General features: G+C 56.7%; 23 protein-coding genes. 8 read left to right on the top strand and 15 right to left on the bottom strand.

What is annotated here, in order from left to right; all coding sequences use genetic code 11:
- Positions 1-904, bottom strand: a 904-nt coding sequence (locus tag ACWB12_RS00950) for a D-alanyl-D-alanine carboxypeptidase (protein ID WP_479528183.1), incomplete at its 3' end; no start/stop codon positions are given.
- A gap of 87 nt (positions 905-991) precedes the next feature.
- Between ACWB12_RS00950 and ACWB12_RS00945 the strand changes: the two genes are divergently transcribed.
- Entirely contained in the window at positions 992-1825 is an 834-nt protein-coding gene (locus ACWB12_RS00945) for a DMT family transporter (protein WP_479528182.1), read from the top strand.
- Here ACWB12_RS00945 and ACWB12_RS00940 read toward each other — a convergent pair.
- From ACWB12_RS00940 to mgrA, 3 genes are read right to left on the bottom strand one after another with little or no spacing between them, the layout of a single operon-like run.
- The gene (locus ACWB12_RS00940) at positions 1822-2442 is read right to left on the bottom strand and encodes a nicotinate-nucleotide adenylyltransferase (protein ID WP_479528181.1); all 621 of its coding nucleotides are present in this window, start codon (positions 2440-2442) and stop codon (positions 1822-1824) included. The genes ACWB12_RS00945 and ACWB12_RS00940 overlap by 4 nt on opposite strands.
- On the bottom strand, positions 2439-2963 hold the full coding sequence (locus ACWB12_RS00935) for a hypothetical protein (protein ID WP_479528180.1): 525 nt from the start codon (positions 2961-2963) through the stop codon (positions 2439-2441). Before ACWB12_RS00935 ends, ACWB12_RS00940 begins: the two co-directional genes overlap by 4 nt.
- A gap of 51 nt (positions 2964-3014) precedes the next feature.
- Complete coding sequence (gene mgrA / locus ACWB12_RS00930; RefSeq protein ID WP_479528179.1) at positions 3015-4079, bottom strand: L-glyceraldehyde 3-phosphate reductase; 1065 nt, start codon at positions 4077-4079, stop codon at positions 3015-3017.
- Positions 4080-4221: 142 nt separating this feature from the next.
- Between mgrA and ettA the strand changes: the two genes are divergently transcribed.
- The 3 genes from ettA to ACWB12_RS00915 all read left to right on the top strand — a co-directional run bounded on the left by ettA (position 4222) and on the right by ACWB12_RS00915 (position 6692).
- A complete protein-coding gene (ettA, locus tag ACWB12_RS00925; RefSeq protein ID WP_479528178.1) occupies positions 4222-5877 on the top strand; it encodes an energy-dependent translational throttle protein EttA in 1656 nt (551 codons plus the stop codon).
- Positions 5877-6236 (top strand): hypothetical protein, encoded by a 360-nt coding sequence (locus tag ACWB12_RS00920; RefSeq protein ID WP_479528177.1) that lies wholly within the window; start codon positions 5877-5879, stop codon positions 6234-6236. Before ettA ends, ACWB12_RS00920 begins: the two co-directional genes overlap by 1 nt.
- A gap of 87 nt (positions 6237-6323) precedes the next feature.
- Complete coding sequence (locus ACWB12_RS00915) at positions 6324-6692, top strand: TusE/DsrC/DsvC family sulfur relay protein (protein WP_479528176.1); 369 nt, start codon at positions 6324-6326, stop codon at positions 6690-6692.
- Positions 6693-6761: 69 nt separating this feature from the next.
- Here ACWB12_RS00915 and trxC read toward each other — a convergent pair whose 3' ends face one another.
- The 4 genes from trxC to ACWB12_RS00895 are packed head-to-tail and all read right to left on the bottom strand — an operon-like array spanning position 6762 to position 8791.
- On the bottom strand, positions 6762-7196 hold the full coding sequence (trxC, locus tag ACWB12_RS00910; RefSeq protein WP_479528175.1) for a thioredoxin TrxC: 435 nt from the start codon (positions 7194-7196) through the stop codon (positions 6762-6764).
- A gap of 57 nt (positions 7197-7253) precedes the next feature.
- Positions 7254-8135, bottom strand: coding sequence for a PhzF family phenazine biosynthesis protein (locus ACWB12_RS00905; RefSeq protein WP_479528174.1), 882 nt, complete (start codon positions 8133-8135; stop codon positions 7254-7256).
- Entirely contained in the window at positions 8135-8362 is a 228-nt protein-coding gene (locus ACWB12_RS00900; protein WP_479528173.1) for a DUF1150 family protein, read from the bottom strand. Before ACWB12_RS00900 ends, ACWB12_RS00905 begins: the two co-directional genes overlap by 1 nt.
- Positions 8363-8377: 15 nt before the next feature.
- Entirely contained in the window at positions 8378-8791 is a 414-nt protein-coding gene (locus ACWB12_RS00895; RefSeq protein ID WP_479528172.1) for an Hsp20 family protein, read from the bottom strand.
- A gap of 183 nt (positions 8792-8974) precedes the next feature.
- On the opposite strand from ACWB12_RS00895, the gene ACWB12_RS00890 reads away from it, so the two are divergent.
- The 3 genes from ACWB12_RS00890 to ACWB12_RS00880 are packed head-to-tail and all read left to right on the top strand — an operon-like array spanning position 8975 to position 10818.
- Positions 8975-9193 (top strand): YdcH family protein, encoded by a 219-nt coding sequence (locus ACWB12_RS00890; protein ID WP_479528171.1) that lies wholly within the window; start codon positions 8975-8977, stop codon positions 9191-9193.
- A 46-nt stretch (positions 9194-9239) separates the two neighbouring features.
- A complete protein-coding gene (gene purE, locus ACWB12_RS00885) occupies positions 9240-9746 on the top strand; it encodes a 5-(carboxyamino)imidazole ribonucleotide mutase (RefSeq protein WP_479528170.1) in 507 nt (168 codons plus the stop codon).
- A complete protein-coding gene (locus ACWB12_RS00880) occupies positions 9739-10818 on the top strand; it encodes a 5-(carboxyamino)imidazole ribonucleotide synthase (protein ID WP_479528169.1) in 1080 nt (359 codons plus the stop codon). Before purE ends, ACWB12_RS00880 begins: the two co-directional genes overlap by 8 nt.
- A gap of 53 nt (positions 10819-10871) precedes the next feature.
- Here ACWB12_RS00880 and ACWB12_RS00875 read toward each other — a convergent pair whose 3' ends face one another.
- From ACWB12_RS00875 to ACWB12_RS00850, 6 genes are all read right to left on the bottom strand, one after another.
- On the bottom strand, positions 10872-11594 hold the full coding sequence (locus ACWB12_RS00875) for an esterase/lipase family protein (protein ID WP_479528168.1): 723 nt from the start codon (positions 11592-11594) through the stop codon (positions 10872-10874).
- Between the two features lie 55 nt (positions 11595-11649).
- Positions 11650-12483 (bottom strand): DMT family transporter, encoded by an 834-nt coding sequence (locus tag ACWB12_RS00870; RefSeq protein ID WP_479528167.1) that lies wholly within the window; start codon positions 12481-12483, stop codon positions 11650-11652.
- Between the two features lie 5 nt (positions 12484-12488).
- Positions 12489-12962, bottom strand: a complete 474-nt coding sequence (locus tag ACWB12_RS00865) for a hypothetical protein (protein WP_479528166.1) — start codon at positions 12960-12962, stop codon at positions 12489-12491.
- A gap of 244 nt (positions 12963-13206) precedes the next feature.
- Positions 13207-14850, bottom strand: a complete 1644-nt coding sequence (gene groL / locus ACWB12_RS00860; RefSeq protein WP_479528165.1) for a chaperonin GroEL — start codon at positions 14848-14850, stop codon at positions 13207-13209.
- A gap of 45 nt (positions 14851-14895) precedes the next feature.
- Positions 14896-15183 carry a co-chaperone GroES gene (locus ACWB12_RS00855; RefSeq protein WP_479528164.1) on the bottom strand — a complete coding sequence of 96 codons (288 nt, stop codon included), beginning with the start codon at positions 15181-15183 and terminating at the stop codon, positions 14896-14898.
- Between the two features lie 94 nt (positions 15184-15277).
- Complete coding sequence (locus tag ACWB12_RS00850; protein ID WP_479528163.1) at positions 15278-16117, bottom strand: alpha/beta fold hydrolase; 840 nt, start codon at positions 16115-16117, stop codon at positions 15278-15280.
- A 104-nt stretch (positions 16118-16221) separates the two neighbouring features.
- On the opposite strand from ACWB12_RS00850, the gene ACWB12_RS00845 reads away from it, so the two are divergent.
- Positions 16222-17214, top strand: coding sequence for a TraB/GumN family protein (locus tag ACWB12_RS00845; protein ID WP_479528162.1), 993 nt, complete (start codon positions 16222-16224; stop codon positions 17212-17214).
- Here ACWB12_RS00845 and ACWB12_RS00840 read toward each other — a convergent pair.
- Entirely contained in the window at positions 17211-17873 is a 663-nt protein-coding gene (locus tag ACWB12_RS00840) for a DUF2161 domain-containing phosphodiesterase (RefSeq protein WP_479528161.1), read from the bottom strand. The genes ACWB12_RS00845 and ACWB12_RS00840 overlap by 4 nt on opposite strands.
- Positions 17874-17921: the final 48 nt, after the last annotated feature.

Genomic DNA, 17921 nt, shown 5'->3' with positions numbered 1-17921 from the left:
TGGCCGCCCCTTTCACCTCTACAGCGCGGGATAGTTTAACCCCTTGCGTGCGGGCCATCGTCTGGAACACTTCGGCGGCGTATATATGCGGCTTTCGCACCGGCAACCAGCGACTGCCACCCTTGCCCAACGCACGCCGCGCAACGGTCCAGTTGTCCACACCATTTGCGCTTTTATAGCCGTAAGCCGGCACCTCCCTGTTCACGACCCGCATCTTGGCCATGCTGACGCGGGGGCGGTATTTTTCCGTGCGGGCATCCATCATAATTTCGTATTTCCCGCCGACACCACCGATCCGTTTCCATTCAAAATGCACACGGTTGAAATTCAGGTTCAACCCCGACACCGCAGGGCTATAGCCCACATGGTCCGGCTGGCTGCTATCAATGCTTTTCACATAGGGCAGCGCACTGGCGTTCACCTTGAACTTGCCAGTCACTTCGCGCACCCCTGCCCGCTTTAACCCCGCCGCCATCTCGGCCAGATCATCGGTGGTCAGCGTCGGATCGCCACTGCCAACCAACACCAGATCACCCTTCAGACGTCCATTGCTAACCGGACCCGTCGCCATCAGCCGCGTCTTGAACCGAAACTCGGAACCCAATGAATCCAATGCATAAAGTGCGGTGATCGTCTTGGTCACACTGGCTGGAGGTTGCGCCAGAATGGGGTTCCCGCTCTCCAAAATCAGCCCCGTCTTGGCATCCGCCACCACAAAGCCAACCTTGCCACCCAAACGCGCATTGGCAATCAGCGCATCCGCCCCGCGAACCGCCCTTTTACGGAAATCCCCAGCGCGGGGCTTGGGCCTGATCGAGGCAACAGGTGCTTCGGCCAAGGCCACATTTGAAACGCTTGCAAGCAATGCGCCAATGACAAATCGTCGTGTGAAATTATCGCTCATGATACCGAGTTATAATCAATCCCGCACCCTAAGAACAATGCCCGTTTTGTACTTTCCATTTATCATGTCGCAGCCTAAATTGCCCGAATGTTACGCGCCGCCGCCCTCATGTTCATCGCCATGTCACTGATCCCGATGGGCGACACGGCGGGCAAACTCCTCGTCACTGGGCATGGCTTCAATCCGTTCTTTCTGGCGTGGTCCCGCTTTGGCCTTGGCGCGTTGATGGTATTCTCGTTCCTGCCGCGTGATCAGTTGGACTTTCGCCTGTTTCTGGACTGGCGCATATGGTTGCGTGGCCTGCTCATCACTGCGGGCATATCCTCAATCCTGACCGCGCTGCAAACCGAAGCTTTATCCACCGTATTTGGCGCCTTCTTTATCGGCCCGATCCTGTCGTTTTTCCTATCGGCGTGGTTGCTGAACGAACAAATCACCCGCAAGCAAACTGCCCTACTTCTATTGGGGTTTTGCGGTGTGCTGTTGGTGGTCAAACCCGGCTTTGGCATGACCCCTGGCCTTGGTTTCGCCGTGCTCGCAGGGCTGTGCTACGGCAGTTACCTCACTGCCAGCAGATGGCTCGCCCATGCCGCCCCGCCCCGTGCATTGCTGTTCAGCCACTTGATGATTGGCGCGCTGGTGCTGGCCCCGCTTGGCCTTGCCCACATCCCCGCATTCACCCCGCAAGTCACGGCATTAACCCTGTTCTCGGCCTTTGCCTCAATGGCCGGAAACCTGCTATTGATCGTGGCCTACCGCATAGCCCCCGCCTCCACCCTCGCACCTTTCGTTTATTTCCAACTGATCGCCGCCACCATCCTTGGCTGGGCCGTCTTCAATGACTGGCCCGATGCAATCACCCTCATCGGACTCGCCTTACTGATCAGCACCGGCATCGGCTCGGCAATGCTAAAACGCTAGTGCTTCCAATCGCCCCGTGCTCGAATATCGGTCGAGGAAACATCCACCATCGGCACATTGATAAAACACCACGCGGGCGGGGGCGCATCCGCCAGCATCCCCGATTGATTGCCCCGCAGCCGAAACTCCTCATAGCGTTTCGCTGCCTTGGACATCCGCGCCGATGTCCTGTCACCAGGCCGTGCAATCACCCCGACAGGCACATTTTCCATGATCCATTCCCAGCGCTGCCAGCGGTGGAACTGCGCCAAATTATCCGCACCCATCAGCCAGACAAACCGCCCCCCCCGCCGCCGCTCAAACAAAGCCTCCAGCGTCTGGGCCGTATACCGCGTGCCCACCTGCGCCTCAAAATCTGTCACCTTGATGTTTGGGTGATCCGAGATCGCCCGACACGCCGCCAGCCGTGTCTCCATCGCCGCGGGAGCGTCCGCCTTCAACGGATTTCCCGGCGACACCAGCCACCAAACCTGATCCAGATTAAACCGCTTTAACGCCGCCTTGGAAATATGCACATGCCCACGGTGCGGCGGATCAAACGAGCCGCCCAACAGGCCGATGCGTTGGCCACGATGTGCAACCGGCAGCGCTGCAGAAAAGTGTTTCTGTGTGCTCACCTCATGCCCCACCACACTTCATGTATCCGGTCAACAGATCGCGCCATGCAGGCTTTGGCCGGAACCCTTTGACAATCCCGTCCCCGCCCCAGAACTGCCGACATCCCGTGCTGGATCATATAGGCTGGGTGATAATCTGGCGGCCCGACCCGTTTCATTTCACGGCAGAGCGCCTGATGCCGGGGGGATCCATTGCCGCCAAACACCTTTAGCGCTGCCTCCAATTTTCGCATTTTCCTTGCACCCAGCGTTTCGCGGACTTGCATCGCAATCACCTGCCCCGCCTGATGGGCGCTTTTATCCTTAACCCGTTTACTGTCATAGACAGCACGCAACTGCATCACAATAAACAAATCTACGGCTTTGTCATAGTCGCCGCGCTTGGCGCAAGCGAGAACCCCAAGCGCCAGATCGGCAGGCGAATATTCTGCCTTTGCTCCGGCCAGATCAACACAACCTACCTTATGCATTGGGGCAAGGTTCCCCTGCGTCTCGATGTTCAAAACTTGCGTAAATGCCATAAAGGGCACCATCAGGAATATCGGTAAAATCATCCGAAACCACATACTAAGTTACTCCGTCTCGCTTGACCGCGCCCAAAGGTTGATCGCCTCATCCCCCGCCAGCGCATCAATCTCTGCCAGCTCCTTGGCGCTGAATTCCAGATTTTCAACCGCCCCGACACAATCCAGAACCTGCGCAGGCTTTGACGCCCCGATCAGCGCCGTGGTGATGCCGCCATCGCGCAGCACCCATGCAATCGCCATCTGCGCCAGAGTCTGCCCGCGACGCTCGGCTATCGCATTCAACCCGCGAATGCTGTCAAGCGCATGATCACTCAGCATTTCGGGCAACAGAGATTTTCCCTGCATTGCACGGCTACCGTCTGGCACCCCTTTCAGGTATTTATTGGTCAGCATCCCCTGCGCCAGCGGCGTGAACGCGATCGAGCCGATGCCCAACCCCGCCAAGGTTTCTTTCAATCCGTCTGTTTCGACCCAGCGGTTCAACATGTTATAGGCTGGCTGATGGATCAGACAAGGCGTGCCCAGATCATTCAAAATCGCCACCGCCTCGCGGGTCCGTTCCGAATTATACGATGAAATTCCGGCATAAAGCGCCTTGCCCGAGCGCACAATCTGGTCCAGCGCCCCCATGGTTTCCTCAAGCGGGGTGTCAGGATCAAACCGGTGCGAATAGAAAATATCCACATACTCCAGCCCCATCCGTTTCAACGACGCATCACAAGACGCAATCAGATATTTCCGGCTGCCCCATTCGCCATAGGGGCCGGGCCACATGTCATATCCGGCCTTGGAGGAAATGATCAGCTCGTCACGATACCCCGCAAAATCTGTCTTTAGAATTTCGCCAAAGGCAGATTCAGCACTGCCCGCAGGTGGTCCGTAATTGTTGGCCAGATCAAAATGCGTAATCCCAGCATCAAACGCCGTTTGACACATCGCGCGTTTGACCTCATGCGGCGTGTCATGGCCAAAATTGTGCCACAACCCCATCGAAATAGCGGGCAATTTCACCCCTGAATTGCCACAGCGACGATAGACCATTTTATCGTAACGATCCTCGGCGGGGTGATAGGCTTGGGGAAATAGGTTTGGTGTAGGTATTCTACTCATGACAGCGCTCCGTTTGCTGGATCGAATACCATCGATACCGGATGGGTCGGTTTTTTCAAAGCTGTATTCATGTGATTGCCCACCGCCGCCCGTTTGGGTATCAAGGCCACCAGCACAAGAATCCCATTCAGGAGCATCCCTCATGGCAGCCTATCAATACGTATACTTCATGGACGGCGTGTCCAAAACCTATCCCGGCGGCAAAAAGCTATTTGAAAACATCCACCTGAACTTCCTGCCCGGCGTGAAAATCGGCGTGGTCGGCGTGAACGGCTCGGGTAAATCCACCTTGATGAAAATCATGGCTGGCATGGACAAGGATTTCACCGGCGAGGCATGGGTCGCCGAGGGTGCCAAGGTTGGCTATCTGCCACAGGAACCGACGCTGGACACCTCCCTCACCGTGCGTGAAAACGTGATGCTTGGGGTCGCGGAAAAGAAAGCCATTCTGGATCGCTATAACGCACTGGCCATGAACTATTCAGATGAAACCGCCGACGAAATGGCCCAATTGCAAGACGAGATCGACGCGCAGAACCTCTGGGATCTGGACGCCCAGATCGACGTGTCGATGGAGGCCCTGCGCTGCCCCGCCGATGACGCCGACGTCAGCACGCTTTCGGGCGGTGAAATGCGCCGTGTCGCGCTGTGCAAACTGCTGCTCGAAGCGCCCGACATGCTGCTGCTGGATGAGCCAACCAACCACCTCGACGCCGAGACCATCGCATGGCTGCAAAACCACCTGATGGCCTACAAAGGCACCATCCTGATCGTCACCCATGACCGTTATTTCCTCGATGATATCACCTCGTGGATTTTGGAGCTGGACCGCGGCCAAGGTGTGCCATGGGAGGGCAACTATTCCTCATGGCTGGAACAAAAGGCCAAGCGTCTGTCAAAAGAGGCCCGCGAGGATAAATCCCGCCAGAAAACGCTGGAACGCGAACTGGAATGGATGCGCGCCTCGCCAAAGGCCCGCCAAGCCAAATCCAAGGCACGGATCAACGCCTATAACGACATGGCCAACATGTCCGAGCGCGAGAAAATGGGCAAGGCGCAGATCATCATCCCGAACGGGCCGCGCCTTGGCGGCAAGGTGATCGAGGTCGAGGGGCTGAAGAAAGCCATGGGCGACAAACTGTTGATCGAGGACCTTACCTTCTCGATCCCCCCCGGTGCGATTGTCGGCGTGATCGGCCCCAACGGTGCTGGTAAAACCACGCTGTTCCGGATGATGACCGGCCAAGAACAGCCCGATGCGGGGTCGGTGACCTTCGGCGACACCGTGCAGCTATCCTACGTCGATCAATCCCGCGATGATCTGATTGATACCGCCACTGTGTGGGAGGCCGTGACCGACAGCCAAGACATCATCATGCTTGGCGACGCTGAAATGAACTCGCGGGCCTATTGCTCGGCGTTCAATTTCAAAGGCGGCGACCAGCAGAAAAAGCTCTCGATGCTGTCAGGTGGCGAGCGCAACCGCGTCCACATGGCCCGCCTGCTGCGCTCCGGCGGCAACGTGCTGCTGCTCGATGAGCCGACCAACGATCTAGACGTCGAAACCCTACGCGCACTCGAGGACGCGCTGGTCGATTTCGCCGGCTGCGCCGTGGTCATCTCGCACGACCGGTTCTTCTTGGATCGGATTTGCACCCACATTCTGGCGTTCGAGGGCGAAGCGCACGTCGAATGGTTCGAGGGCAACTTCGAGGAATATGAGGAAGACAAGAAACGTCGTCTGGGCGCGGACGCACTGGAGCCGAAACGGGTGAAGTTTAAGAAGTTTGTGCGTTGATGGACTTCGTATCTCTCCTATCGGCATTTGGCGTGGGGGCTATTGTTTCTGCGGTTATTCAAAACTTTCTCACCACGAGGGCACAGGATAAACGAAATGCGTTTTCCGAACGCAAAGAAGCGTATGTCGGATTGTGGGAGGCATTTCATCGGCAAGATATTGCGCGACATACAAAAGACAGCGAGTTTGATGTTGGACATTGGATGTTGCGATGTGAACTTGTGGCATCTGAGAAAGTATTAGAAAGGCTGAGGGACTGGAGCGCAATGACCCCGGGATCAGACAAAAGAATTGCGGCAACAAACCAATTGAAGGCTACAATGCGGGATGATCTTGGTATTTCCAAACACAATCTGTAATCCCCCAACTTGACCCACATCAAAGACACCTCCACCCACAACCCTATCCTAACCCGCACCCCAAAACCTGTGATCCAAGGATACGAAATGCGCACCCTACCGGACAAGATCATTGAACTCACCCTGCCCTCGGGCGCCAAGGTCAATGTCGATGCCAACGGCTATCTGACCGATCAGCACGACTGGACCCCCGAATTCACCGACTACCGCGCAGGCGTCGAGGGCATCACCCTGACCCCGCTGCACCTTGAAATCATCAAATTCATCCGCACATCCGAGCAAGAAAAAGGCGTCATGCCCGACGTGCGCTTTGTGTTCAAATATCTGGCGAAACGCGACGGGCTGAACAAAGCTGGATCAAAGGCAGCCCTCTACGCCCTGTTCCCCTACGGCTACACCGGCCAAGCCATCAAAATGGCCGGCATGAAGCAACCCCGCGCATGGTCCACGGGCTAATCCATTTTCGTTCCATAAATATCCGCGCCGCAGGCACACTTAATAATAAAGCAGCCCGCAGGGCTTCCGTTAAGCTGACTTCGCCACCCAAGCCTGTATCTGCGGCGACTGCATCGCGCCAGATTGCCGTGCCACCTCACGCCCACCCTTAAACAGCGCCATCGTCGGTATCCCGCGAATATTATAGCGTTGTGACGCCTTTGGATGCGCCTCGGTGTTGATCTTGGCAAACCGAACATGCGGCTCCATCTTTTCAGCCGCCATCAAAAATTGCGGCGCCATCATCCGGCACGGCCCACACCACGGCGCCCAGAAATCCACCACCAGCGGCACGTCGTCATTTTTCGCCGCCGTGACCAATGTCGCCAGATCAATCTCGGCCACCTTGCCGGTGATCAACCAAGCACCGCATTTACCGCACTTGGGCCGGTCGCCAATTTTATCCGCCGGAAACCGCCCAACCGCGCCACATTCCAGACAGGTGCATTTCAATGGTTTGCTCATCTCGTCTCTCCGTAAATCATTCGTTGCCCTCAATATAGGGCAACCGACCAGCGATTGTTACAGCGCCAATTCGCCGCGCATCAGCACCACGCCCTGCCCACCAACCTTGACGCCCGTTGGCACCTCGCGTGGGCCTAAAACCTCGACCTGCGCCGATCCCGCGCGCCCCATCCAGTGCCCCTGCTCGGCCACAAAAGACGCACCTTCAATCAACCCGTGATGCCAAAAATAGGCCGCCATGCACCCTGTTGCGGATCCGGTAAACGGATCCTCCGCAGGCATCGGTGGCGGCAACAACAGCCGCGCAAACGTATCTCCCGCCGCAGTTTCCCCTTCACGCACCACCAAAAACGGCTCCATCGCCTTATCCGCGTCCAACCCGCGCGCCGCATGATACGCCTCAAGCCGCTTCAAATCCAGCACCGCACGGCGCAAAGCCGCCTTATTCCGCAGCACCGCAATGCAAAACGGCGTGCCGGTTGAAACCGTTTGCGGCACACCAACGATGTCATCGGCGGTTAACCCGTAAAGCCCTGCAATCTCGGCCGGATCATGCATCTCGCCAAACTCTGGCGCTGCTTGGGTCATGGTAATCACCCCGTCCGCCACCGAAATCGGCAACACACCCGCGCCAACCTCGAGCGTAAACTCCGCCCGCCCGCCAACCAGCGACACCAGCCCGCGGTCCAGCAGGGATGTCACTGTGGCAATCGTCGGATGCCCCGCCATCAAAATTTCCTGATGCGCCACATAATACCGCACCCCGAAATCCGCCACATCCGATCCCACCAGATAGGCGCATTCCGACAGCGACGTTTCATTGACCAGCGCCAACCGCTGCTCAACGCTCAACCCGTCCGCCCCATGCACCACCACACAGGCGTTGCCGCCAAAGGGCCGCGTGGTAAACGCGTCCACCCAGTCAAATGGATAAATCATTAGTGAACTGCCACCGGTGCCAAATCATTCTGGCGCGCCAGCATAAAGGCCAGATTGCGGTCCTTGACCAGCGCCAACCGCTCGCCATCCGATTTGCACACGGCATACAGCTGTAAAGCGCCTTGCGCCGCCTCCCGCACCTCTTTGGGCAGGTCCGCCACATCAACGGCCGTGATATAAACGATATTGTCCTGACCCTCGGGGCCAAATTCATACTTGGTATCCATCTCGCGCCTCCTTGGCTATCGTTTGATAATCGTAATCGTCTGAACCACCGCATCAGGCGTCGCCCGCGCAAGGTCTATGTGCAACAAACCGTTTTCCATTGCGGCCTCCCCCACTTCAACCCCGTCCGCCAAAACGAAACTCTTTTGAAACTGCCGCGCCGCAATCCCGCGATGCAAAAACACGCGGCCCTCGTCTACCTCGCCTTGGCGACCACGCACCACCAGCTGGCGATCCTCGACAGTGATAGATAGTTCAGCTTCGCCAAACCCTGCCACCGCCAGTGTGATGCGGTAACTGTGCTCGCTGGTTTGCTCGATATTAAAGGGCGGATACCCATCCGTGCCGGATTTCGCCGTACGTTCCATCAGTCGTTCCAACTGATCGAACCCCAGCAAAAAGGGATGTGTGCTCAGCGTTAATTTCGTCATCAACATGTCCTTCATCAAGCGACAGTTCAGTGCAGGCCCCGCATGCGGCAACCCGTTCCCTTAAGATATGGGCAGCCATAGCTCACAGTGCAAGGGCACCTGATCACGCCAAACCCTTCCCGCAGCGTAAAAAAACGGCTATTCAGAATGTTCTAGTAACCGACTCACGGTAACAATGCCCCAATGAACACCCCTATTGAAATGAACCATGATGACGTGCAGCGCGTCCGGCTAGAGGTTTTACGCCGCGAGCATCGCGATCTGGACGAGGCGATCCATGCGCTTCAAGAGGTCCGGCGTGGCGATCAGCTGACAATCCGCCGCCTGAAAACCCAGAAATTGCGTCTGAAAGACCAGATCGCCGCGATAGAAGACGACTTGACCCCCGATATTATTGCGTGATCTTGCGCAATCGGTATAGTTCGCGCTCGCAATGTAGGATGGCACAATGACAAAGACAAAAATTGGGGCCGACGTAAAAATCGGCATCATCATGGGCTCCCAGTCAGATTGGCCCACCATGAAGCTGGCCGCGGATATTCTTGATGAACTTGGCATCGCCTACGAGACAAAAATCGTTTCGGCGCACCGCACACCGGATCGGTTATGGGACTACGGCAAAACCGCTGTTGATCGTGGCTTGCAGGTGATCATCGCGGGCGCTGGTGGGGCCGCGCATCTGCCCGGTATGATGGCCAGCAAAACCCGCATTCCGGTGGTTGGCGTTCCGATTCAGACCAAAGCGCTATCTGGCGTCGATAGCCTCTATTCTATCGTGCAAATGCCCAAAGGCTTTCCTGTGGCCACTATGGCGATCGGGGTAGCAGGCGCTGCCAACGCGGGCCTGATGGCCGCTGGCATCCTCGCGCTGAATGATGCCGCTTTGGCCACGCGGCTTGATGCTTGGCGCGCCGCCCTGTCGGCCTCAATTCCGGATGCCCCATCTGATGAGTAATCCACTCCCCCCCGCCTTGGCCCAAGGCGCAACCATCGGCATCCTTGGCGGCGGGCAGTTGGGCCGCATGCTCTCGGTCGCCGCCTCCCGTCTCGGATTCAAAACCCATATATTCGAGCCCGGTGCCAATCCCCCCGCAGGCCACGTCGCCGATCAGGTGACCACTGCCTCCTATGACGATGATACTGCCCTTACGGATTTTGCCAAAGCCGTCGATGTGATCACCTATGAGTTCGAGAACATCCCAACATCAGCGCTGGATACACTGGAACGCCTTCGCCCGATCCATCCGAACCGCCGTGCATTGGCCACCTCGCAGGACCGGCTGACCGAAAAGGAATTCCTGCAATCGCTAGGGCTAAACACCGCCCCTTTTGCAACCGTCGATACGCTGGATGATCTAACCGCCGCCCTTGAAATCACAGGCACCCCTGCCATCCTGAAAACGCGGCGCTTTGGCTATGACGGCAAGGGCCAAGCCCGCATCATGGCCACGGGTGACGCCGCCAAAGCCCACACCGACATGGCGGGCGCCCCCAGCCTGCTGGAAGGGTTCATTGCTTTCAGTCACGAGGTCTCGGTTATCGCTGCACGCGGTCAACACGGCGATATCGCTTGCTTTGATCCCGGTGAAAACGTGCATGTGGATGGCATCCTGCGCACAACCACTGTGCCCGCCACCCTGACCACCGCGCAAACCACCGACGCGGTTCTGCTGGCTGCCCGCATCCTGAATGAGCTGGATTATGTCGGTGTCATGGGGGTTGAGCTCTTCGTCACCCCTCAAGGGCTGATCGTCAACGAATTCGCGCCGCGCGTGCACAATTCCGGCCACTGGACCCAGAACGGCTGTGCGATTGACCAGTTTGAACAACATATACGTGCTGTGGCAGGCTGGCCGCTTGGCGACGGTAAACGCCACTGCGACGTCACAATGGAAAACCTGATCGGCGATGATATGGACCGCGTCGCCACACTGGCAGCAGAACCAAATACCGCGCTGCACCTCTACGGCAAAGCCGATATAAAAGAGGGCCGCAAAATGGGCCACGTAAACCGGATCACCACCTAACCCAATCATTGTTCCACAAATATCCCCGCCGGAGGCATAATATCTCTTTGGCGCTACTCGAAACTCAACCGCACCGCATCCGCATAGCTCAAATCGCGATCAAACGCACCGGTGGCCAAAAACAGTTTCACCTGCGCCACCACCAGCGGGCTGTTCATCATATAGGTGTGCGTCACCGGCAAAACGATATGGTCGCGCATCCCCTCCAGCCGCGTCGCCGCAACCGAAACCTTGCCATCATCCGCCCCGGTGATCATCGCCGAATACATCGGGTTCAACGACCTGTTTCCAGCAATAATGCCCAGTTCATACCCCGCAGCCCCCAACCGGTTTGGAACTGACCCCTGATCCGTGCCCAGCTCCATCCCCGCCGGACCATTGATCATCTGGAACAACTCCCAGTCGCCCAGCAGATCAACCAGTTCCGACCCGCTGTTGGGCGGGGCCATCATCACCACGCGGCCCGTTTTTTCAGAACGGTTTTGTGCCAGATACATCCGCACCAGAATGCCGCCCATCGAATGCGTCACGAAATGCACCTTCTGGCCTTCGCACCCTTCCACCGCTTCCGGCAGCCCATGCAAAACCAGTTCTTCCAGCGGTTCGCGCGTGGAGGGGTAGGAAATATTCACCACCTCGTATCCATCATGCGACAAGGCCTGTTCCATCAGCATCAATGATGCATTGGAACGCGCCAGCCCATGCACCAAAATCGCGCAATCGGCATTGGCCAGCCCGGGGAACAACAAGAAGATAAAGATCAATAACCGTTTCATATCCAGCCATATAGCCCTTGCGATGCAGCGTTAAAAGGTCAGATAACCCATACCCTTAGCGGCGCATTGACACTGCAACCCCACCCAGCACCAACAGGCTGGCCACAATGATCCGCATGCTCATCGTTTCATCCAGAAATACGATGCCGCCAGCCATCGCAATCACCGGCACGCTTAACTGCGCCACAGCCGCTTTTGTTGCCCCCAGTTGCGGTAAAATCCGGTACCATAGCGCATAGCCCAACCCCGAGGTCACACCGCCCGACAAAGCCGCCAACACCACGCCCCACGCGGTGATCCGGTCCGGCAAGATAACGAACACCAACACAGCCAGCGGCATCGCCAGCAGGAAATTCATCGCGGTAGACCCCAGCGCATCCGTAGCCCCGCGCCCCAACAACGAATAGGTACCCCACCCCAACGCCGCCGCCGCCATCAACACGCCACCGACAAGCGGTAGGGACGCGCCAGCGCCAGGCCACAACAACCAAACCAGCCCGCTGAACGCCAATCCTGCCCCAAGCCATCGCTGTAGCGGCACCTCTTCACGCAAGATTATCGCGCCTGCAAACATCGTCACCTGCACCCCGCCAAACAACAAAAGCGCGCCCACCCCTGCAGGCAGGCTGACATAAGCAAAGGAAAACCCCAGCATATAAAGCGCCAAGGACAACGGACCTATCGCATCTTTCAGACGGGGCCGCAGGACGGGGTTCACCCCGCCGCCCCTAACCCAAACCAGCACCCCCAGCACAGCCGCTCCGGCAGCCAGCCGAACAGTCGCGAAAGCAGCCGGTCCCATCCCCGCATCCACCAAAGCCAACCGGTTCAGCACCGAATTGGCGGCGAATGCGATCATGGCGAGGGTGGTGAGAAGGATCAGGCGCATGGGTTTTACCCTAGCTTTTGCATAGCTTCGCGCATTCGGTTTGCCCGTTCAATATCTTTTTCACGCCCAAACAGCCTGAAAATATTCATCACTTCGGTATGTTCGGGAACAAACAACACAACGCCTTGTCGCACAATCTTCTGGCGTGTTTTTGGCAACACTGGATGCCAGCCACTTTGATGCCGAACCTCCAACCCCGCCATAACTTCGACCCCCACCCCAAGAACCCTGTGCTTTAACAATATATCGGACCGGAAGCGCCCAGCACCAGAACCTGCGCAATTCTCGCATTCCCATTCCTGACCAAGTGCCAACCCGTCTTTTTTTGAAACCAGAATATCTATGTCGCCAATTGGCCCGGGATCGAACCCGTGCAGCGCCATTGATACGCTGCCGATAATCCACCACGGATCGGTTGCCAACTGCATCTGGTTCGCACACTCCAGCAAAGCCGATTCAAAAGACTTTGTAAGCCCCATGCAAACTGTCTCCTGCTTCATTGTGATTGACCCATCTGTAAATACCCTCGTTGTACGCTGATAGGTAGTCCACAAAAACCAGCGACCACCACGCATAAAAAAGGGGCCACCACGCATAAAAAAGGGGCCACCCAAAGGCAGCCCCTAAATCGTATTGCATGTGACGACGTTAAGGCTCTCGGTGCTTGGCCTTATGGCCAAACACCTGCCGCCTACGTTCAAATCTTTTTCAAGATTTGAACGTTTACATCATGCCGCCCATACCGCCCATGCCACCCATGTCAGGCATACCGCCACCAGCAGCCGCTGGCGCTGGTTTATCGGCGATCATGGCTTCGGTGGTGATCAGCAGACCCGCGATAGAGGCTGCATCTTCCAGTGCTGTGCGCACAACTTTGGCCGGATCAATCACGCCGAATTTGAACATGTCGCCATATTCCTCAGACTGCGCGTTAAAGCCAAACGTTGCGTCATCAGATTCGCGAACCTTGCCAGCAACCACAGCCCCGTCAACACCCGCATTTTCAGCGATTTGACGCAGCGGCGCTTCCAGCGCACGACGAACGATTGCAACACCGGCGTTTTGGTCCGAGTTGTCACCTTTAACTGAGGACAGCGCTTTGGCTGCCGTCATCAGGGCAACACCACCACCAACAACAACACCTTCTTGCACGGCCGCACGGGTCGCGTTCAGGGCATCGTCAACGCGGTCTTTGCGCTCTTTCACTTCGATTTCGGTCATGCCGCCAACGCGGATAACAGCAACACCACCGGCCAATTTGGCCACGCGCTCTTGCAGTTTTTCCTTGTCGTAATCTGATGTGGTTTCTTCGATCTGAGTGCGGATCTGGGTGACGCGCGCTTCGATCTCGGCTTTTTCACCGTTACCATCAATGATTGTGGTCTCGTCTTTGGTGATTTGGATCTTCTTGGCGGAGCCCAGCATGTCGATGGTGACATATTCCAGTTTCATACCCAGATCTTCAGAGATCACCTGACCACCGGTCAGAATGCCGATGTCTTGCAACATGGCTTTGCGACGATCGCCGAAACCAGGTGCTTTAACAGCTGCAATTTTCAGACCGCCACGCAGTTTGTTGACAACCAGAGTTGCCAGCGCTTCGCCGTCGATGTCCTCAGCGATGATCAGCAAAGGTTTGCCGGACTGGATCACAGCCTCAAGCAGCGGAACCATAGCTTGCAACGACGAAAGTTTCTTTTCGTGCAGCAGAACCATGCAGTCTTCCATCTCGGCGATCATTTTGTCAGGGTTGGTGACAAAATATGGGCTCAGGTAGCCGCGATCAAACTGCATGCCTTCAACAACTTCGGTTTCTGTTTCCAGACCTTTGTTCTCTTCAACAGTGATCACACCTTCATTGCCTACACGCTGCATAGCGTCGGCAATTTGCTGGCCAATATCGGATTCGCCATTGGCGGAAATGGTGCCGACCTGTGCAACTTCTGCACTGTCTTTCACTTCGCGCGCAGAATCCTTGATCGTTGCAACAGCAGCTGTTGTCGCCAGATCAATGCCGCGTTTCAAATCCATCGGGTTCATGCCAGCAGCAACCGATTTCAGACCTTCGCGAACAATCGCCTGGGCCAGAATGGTGGCTGTTGTTGTGCCGTCGCCTGCTTCGTCATTGGTGCGCGATGCTACTTCTTTCAGCATCTGTGCGCCCATGTTTTCGAACTTGTCTTCCAGTTCGATTTCTTTGGCAACAGTCACACCGTCTTTGGTGATGCGCGGTGCGCCAAACGATTTGTCGATCACTACGTTACGACCCTTGGGGCCCAATGTAACTTTTACAGCGTCGGCAAGAATGTTTACGCCAGCCAGCATACGATTGCGGGCGTCGGTATCGAATTTGACTTCTTTAGCCATTTTCTAAAACTCCTGATATTTCTTAAGATTGTGAAAGTGCAGCGACTAGCCCAGCAGGCCCATGATGTCGCTTTCTTTCATGATCAACAGCTCTTCGCCGTCAATCGAAACTTCGGTGCCGGACCATTTGCCAAACAACACTTTGTCGCCAGCTTTAACAGCCATGGCGATCAATTCGCCGCTGTCTTTGCGTGCACCCTCACCACAAGCGATAACTTCGCCCTCGGCTGGTTTTTCTTTTGCACTATCGGGAATAATCAACCCGCCAGCAGTTTTCTCTTCGCCTTCAAGGCGACGTACCAGAACACGGTCATGAAGTGGTGTAAAAGCCATCTTTGAACGCTCCTTTGATCAAGGTTAAAATCACATTATCACTCAATTGGGTCGAGTGCTAACAGAATGGATTTAGGGATGCAGGGGGGGGGAGTCAACCGACGGGTGTTGATTCTTTTATCCAAGCCCCGTCAACTTTGTCAAAAAAGCCCGACAATGCCGCGTTGATCGCCTCTGGCGCATCAATCGTGGACACATGCCCGCCCTGCGGCACCAGCATATATTCCGACCCCGCAATCGCGGCGTGCATCCGCTCGGATTTTTCCGGCACAGTTGCGGTGTCTTCGTCCCCCACAACGATCAGCGTTGGCGTTTTGATCTCGCCCAACCTGTCATAAACCCCCTCGCGTTCAATCACGCCGCGCACAGCCTTGGACATGCCCTTTCTGTCAGGAATCCGGCCCAAAAACCGCCGCCATCTATCGCACACTTCTTTTCGGTCGGGGTCTTTCAGAAACGTCTGACTAAACATAATCGGCATAACCGACCCGACCACAGGTTTCGCCCCGAACCAGCGCAAAACAAAATTCAGAAACTTGTATTTACCGTGATTTTCCTGTGGCTCCGGATCGGCACTGCTGTCCAGCACACTGATGGACCGCACCAGATCAGGATAATCCAGCGCCATACGCAACGCCACAAACCCGCCCATCGACAGGCCAACAAAATGGCACTTTTCAACCCCCAGTGCTGCGATCAACGCCGCCGCATCACCGGTCAACGTGTCCATGTCATATCCGCCCTCGGGCGCTTCGCTTTGCCCTTGGCCACGATGGTCATACGCAATGCAGCGGTATTTCCCCTTAAGATGGGCGATCTGGCTCTCGAACATCTCGGTGCTAAACAACAACCCGTGCGAGAACACCACAGCCACGTCGCCCGCCCCTGTATCGGTGTAATGCAGCCGAACCCCGTTCAAATCCAGATATGCCATTCATTCCCCCAAACCGTAACGATCACTGCCCCAGCATAGCACGGCCATTGATTTTCCACACTTAGTCGATACCTAATAGACCAACCCACCAGCGGAGCCTGAAAATGCGTTTCATCCTATCCTTCCTGTTATCCCTTCTCGCCCTGCCCACCTTTGCCCAATGCATCGGGGAAAACCTGCTTGAAACCATGAGCCCCGAGGACCGCGCCATTCTAGACGCCGCCGTTGCCGCACACCCCTATCCGTCCGGCAATCTGTGGCGGGCCCAAAAAGGCGACAACACCATCCACATCATAGGCACCATGCACCTGACTGACGAACGGCTGGACACCTACCTTGAACCGCTCTGGTCTATCGTTGACACCGCCGACTTGATCCTGCTCGAGGCCACCCGCGAAACAATGGAACAGCTCAAATCCGCGATGCTCACCGATGCGTCGCTGATGTTCATCACCGATGGTCCAACCCTACCCGACCGTCTGTCGCCCGAGGACTGGAGCCTGTTAACCGCAGAAATGTCCGCCCGTGGCATCCCCGGCTTTATGGTCAGCAAAATGCAGCCTTGGTATGTGTCAATGATGCTGGCAATTCCGCCCTGTGCTATGGCGGGGATGGCCGAGCAAAACGGGGTAGATCATCGCATCATGGCGCGGGCCGAAAGCCAGAACATAGCCACCCGTGCGCTTGAGCCTTTTGACATCCTGTTCTCGCTGTTTGGCAGCGATGATGATGGCAATGACGAGTTGGACAATATCCGTATGGCTCTAGGAACCGCCCAAAACGGCGACGCGCTGATTTCCACACTGATCGAGGCCTATCTGTCCGGCGACCACCGCGCCATCTGGGAATTGAACCGCCTTCAGGCCAGCGATGCCCTCCCTCTGGACCCAGACGCCGCCGCCGAAATGTTCATAGACCTTGAGACCACCATGCTGACCGACCGCAACGCCAACTGGATGGATGTGATCCTGCCCGCCACCGATAACGCCGACAACATCCTTGTCGCGGTTGGTGCTGCACATCTATCGGGTAAAAACGGCCTGCTCTATCTGTTGGAACAAGCGGGCTACACCCTGAGCCGTGTTGAAGGTTTTTAGCCTTCAACACGGCCATAGGTCGCCAACCCTTCGACCCCCTTGGGCGTCAGCATATAGACACCCACCTCGACCCGCTCAAACCAGCCGTAATGATCATCCGCCATGATCCGCGTCGCCTTGGGCACCGCGGCCCCCTTGGCCACCACCGCGCCCTTACAGGCCCCCTCGTCCGATAAATAGGTCGCGCAGCGCAGTGCATCTTGGCGATAAGATGTGACCAGACCCACCCGCGTCGCCCCGCCTGCATTCGGATCGCCCACACGCCGCGCAAATTCCCGTAACAACCGCCCCTTGCGCTTGGCCGACTTGCGCGGTTTATAAGGTGCCGGGTCCACCAGCACCTCGACAAACCCGTCGCGCAGCCGCACCGTCATCAGCCCCAGCCCCAATCGGCGGCACAGACCCAGATTGTCTTTCAATCCCTTACCGCCAACACGCGGCACCGCCAGATAAACCGCATCCGTCACCACCTGTCGCGCAATCCCCTGATGCAGCAACGCCAGTGAAAACCCCAGTTTCAACTCGACCAGCACAGGGTCTTCATCGCCGCGCACCGCCATCACATCCACGGCCCCAACCTCGCCCTTCACCTCATACCCCTGCGCCTCAAGGTAGGCTTTCACAGGGGGATATAGATCAGTCTCGCGGGGTTTGTTCATATCGCATCGCATCCTTGGTTCTCGACAGGTTATCGGCGCATAGAACGG

Source organism: Profundibacter sp. (genome assembly GCF_056498605.1).
This window is presented reverse-complemented; position numbering and strand designations above follow the sequence as displayed.

Coding starts and splice junctions, on each gene's coding strand:
- ACWB12_RS00840 (WP_479528161.1), bottom strand. CDS start 17,873: ATGAACAAACCCCGCGAGACTGATCTATATCCCCCTGTGAAAGCCTAC.
- ACWB12_RS00855 (WP_479528164.1), bottom strand. CDS start 15,183: ATGGCTTTTACACCACTTCATGACCGTGTTCTGGTACGTCGCCTTGAA.
- purE (WP_479528170.1), top strand. CDS start 9,240: ATGACAAAGACAAAAATTGGGGCCGACGTAAAAATCGGCATCATCATG.
- ettA (WP_479528178.1), top strand. CDS start 4,222: ATGGCAGCCTATCAATACGTATACTTCATGGACGGCGTGTCCAAAACC.
- ACWB12_RS00920 (WP_479528177.1), top strand. CDS start 5,877: ATGGACTTCGTATCTCTCCTATCGGCATTTGGCGTGGGGGCTATTGTT.
- ACWB12_RS00875 (WP_479528168.1), bottom strand. CDS start 11,594: ATGAAACGGTTATTGATCTTTATCTTCTTGTTGTTCCCCGGGCTGGCC.
- ACWB12_RS00900 (WP_479528173.1), bottom strand. CDS start 8,362: ATGGATACCAAGTATGAATTTGGCCCCGAGGGTCAGGACAATATCGTT.
- ACWB12_RS00945 (WP_479528182.1), top strand. CDS start 992: ATGTTACGCGCCGCCGCCCTCATGTTCATCGCCATGTCACTGATCCCG.
- mgrA (WP_479528179.1), bottom strand. CDS start 4,079: ATGAGTAGAATACCTACACCAAACCTATTTCCCCAAGCCTATCACCCC.
- trxC (WP_479528175.1), bottom strand. CDS start 7,196: ATGAGCAAACCATTGAAATGCACCTGTCTGGAATGTGGCGCGGTTGGG.
- groL (WP_479528165.1), bottom strand. CDS start 14,850: ATGGCTAAAGAAGTCAAATTCGATACCGACGCCCGCAATCGTATGCTG.
- ACWB12_RS00850 (WP_479528163.1), bottom strand. CDS start 16,117: ATGGCATATCTGGATTTGAACGGGGTTCGGCTGCATTACACCGATACA.
- ACWB12_RS00890 (WP_479528171.1), top strand. CDS start 8,975: ATGAACACCCCTATTGAAATGAACCATGATGACGTGCAGCGCGTCCGG.
- ACWB12_RS00865 (WP_479528166.1), bottom strand. CDS start 12,962: ATGGGGCTTACAAAGTCTTTTGAATCGGCTTTGCTGGAGTGTGCGAAC.
- ACWB12_RS00870 (WP_479528167.1), bottom strand. CDS start 12,483: ATGCGCCTGATCCTTCTCACCACCCTCGCCATGATCGCATTCGCCGCC.
- ACWB12_RS00895 (WP_479528172.1), bottom strand. CDS start 8,791: ATGACGAAATTAACGCTGAGCACACATCCCTTTTTGCTGGGGTTCGAT.
- ACWB12_RS00845 (WP_479528162.1), top strand. CDS start 16,222: ATGCGTTTCATCCTATCCTTCCTGTTATCCCTTCTCGCCCTGCCCACC.
- ACWB12_RS00905 (WP_479528174.1), bottom strand. CDS start 8,135: ATGATTTATCCATTTGACTGGGTGGACGCGTTTACCACGCGGCCCTTT.
- ACWB12_RS00880 (WP_479528169.1), top strand. CDS start 9,739: ATGAGTAATCCACTCCCCCCCGCCTTGGCCCAAGGCGCAACCATCGGC.
- ACWB12_RS00935 (WP_479528180.1), bottom strand. CDS start 2,963: ATGGCATTTACGCAAGTTTTGAACATCGAGACGCAGGGGAACCTTGCC.
- ACWB12_RS00915 (WP_479528176.1), top strand. CDS start 6,324: ATGCGCACCCTACCGGACAAGATCATTGAACTCACCCTGCCCTCGGGC.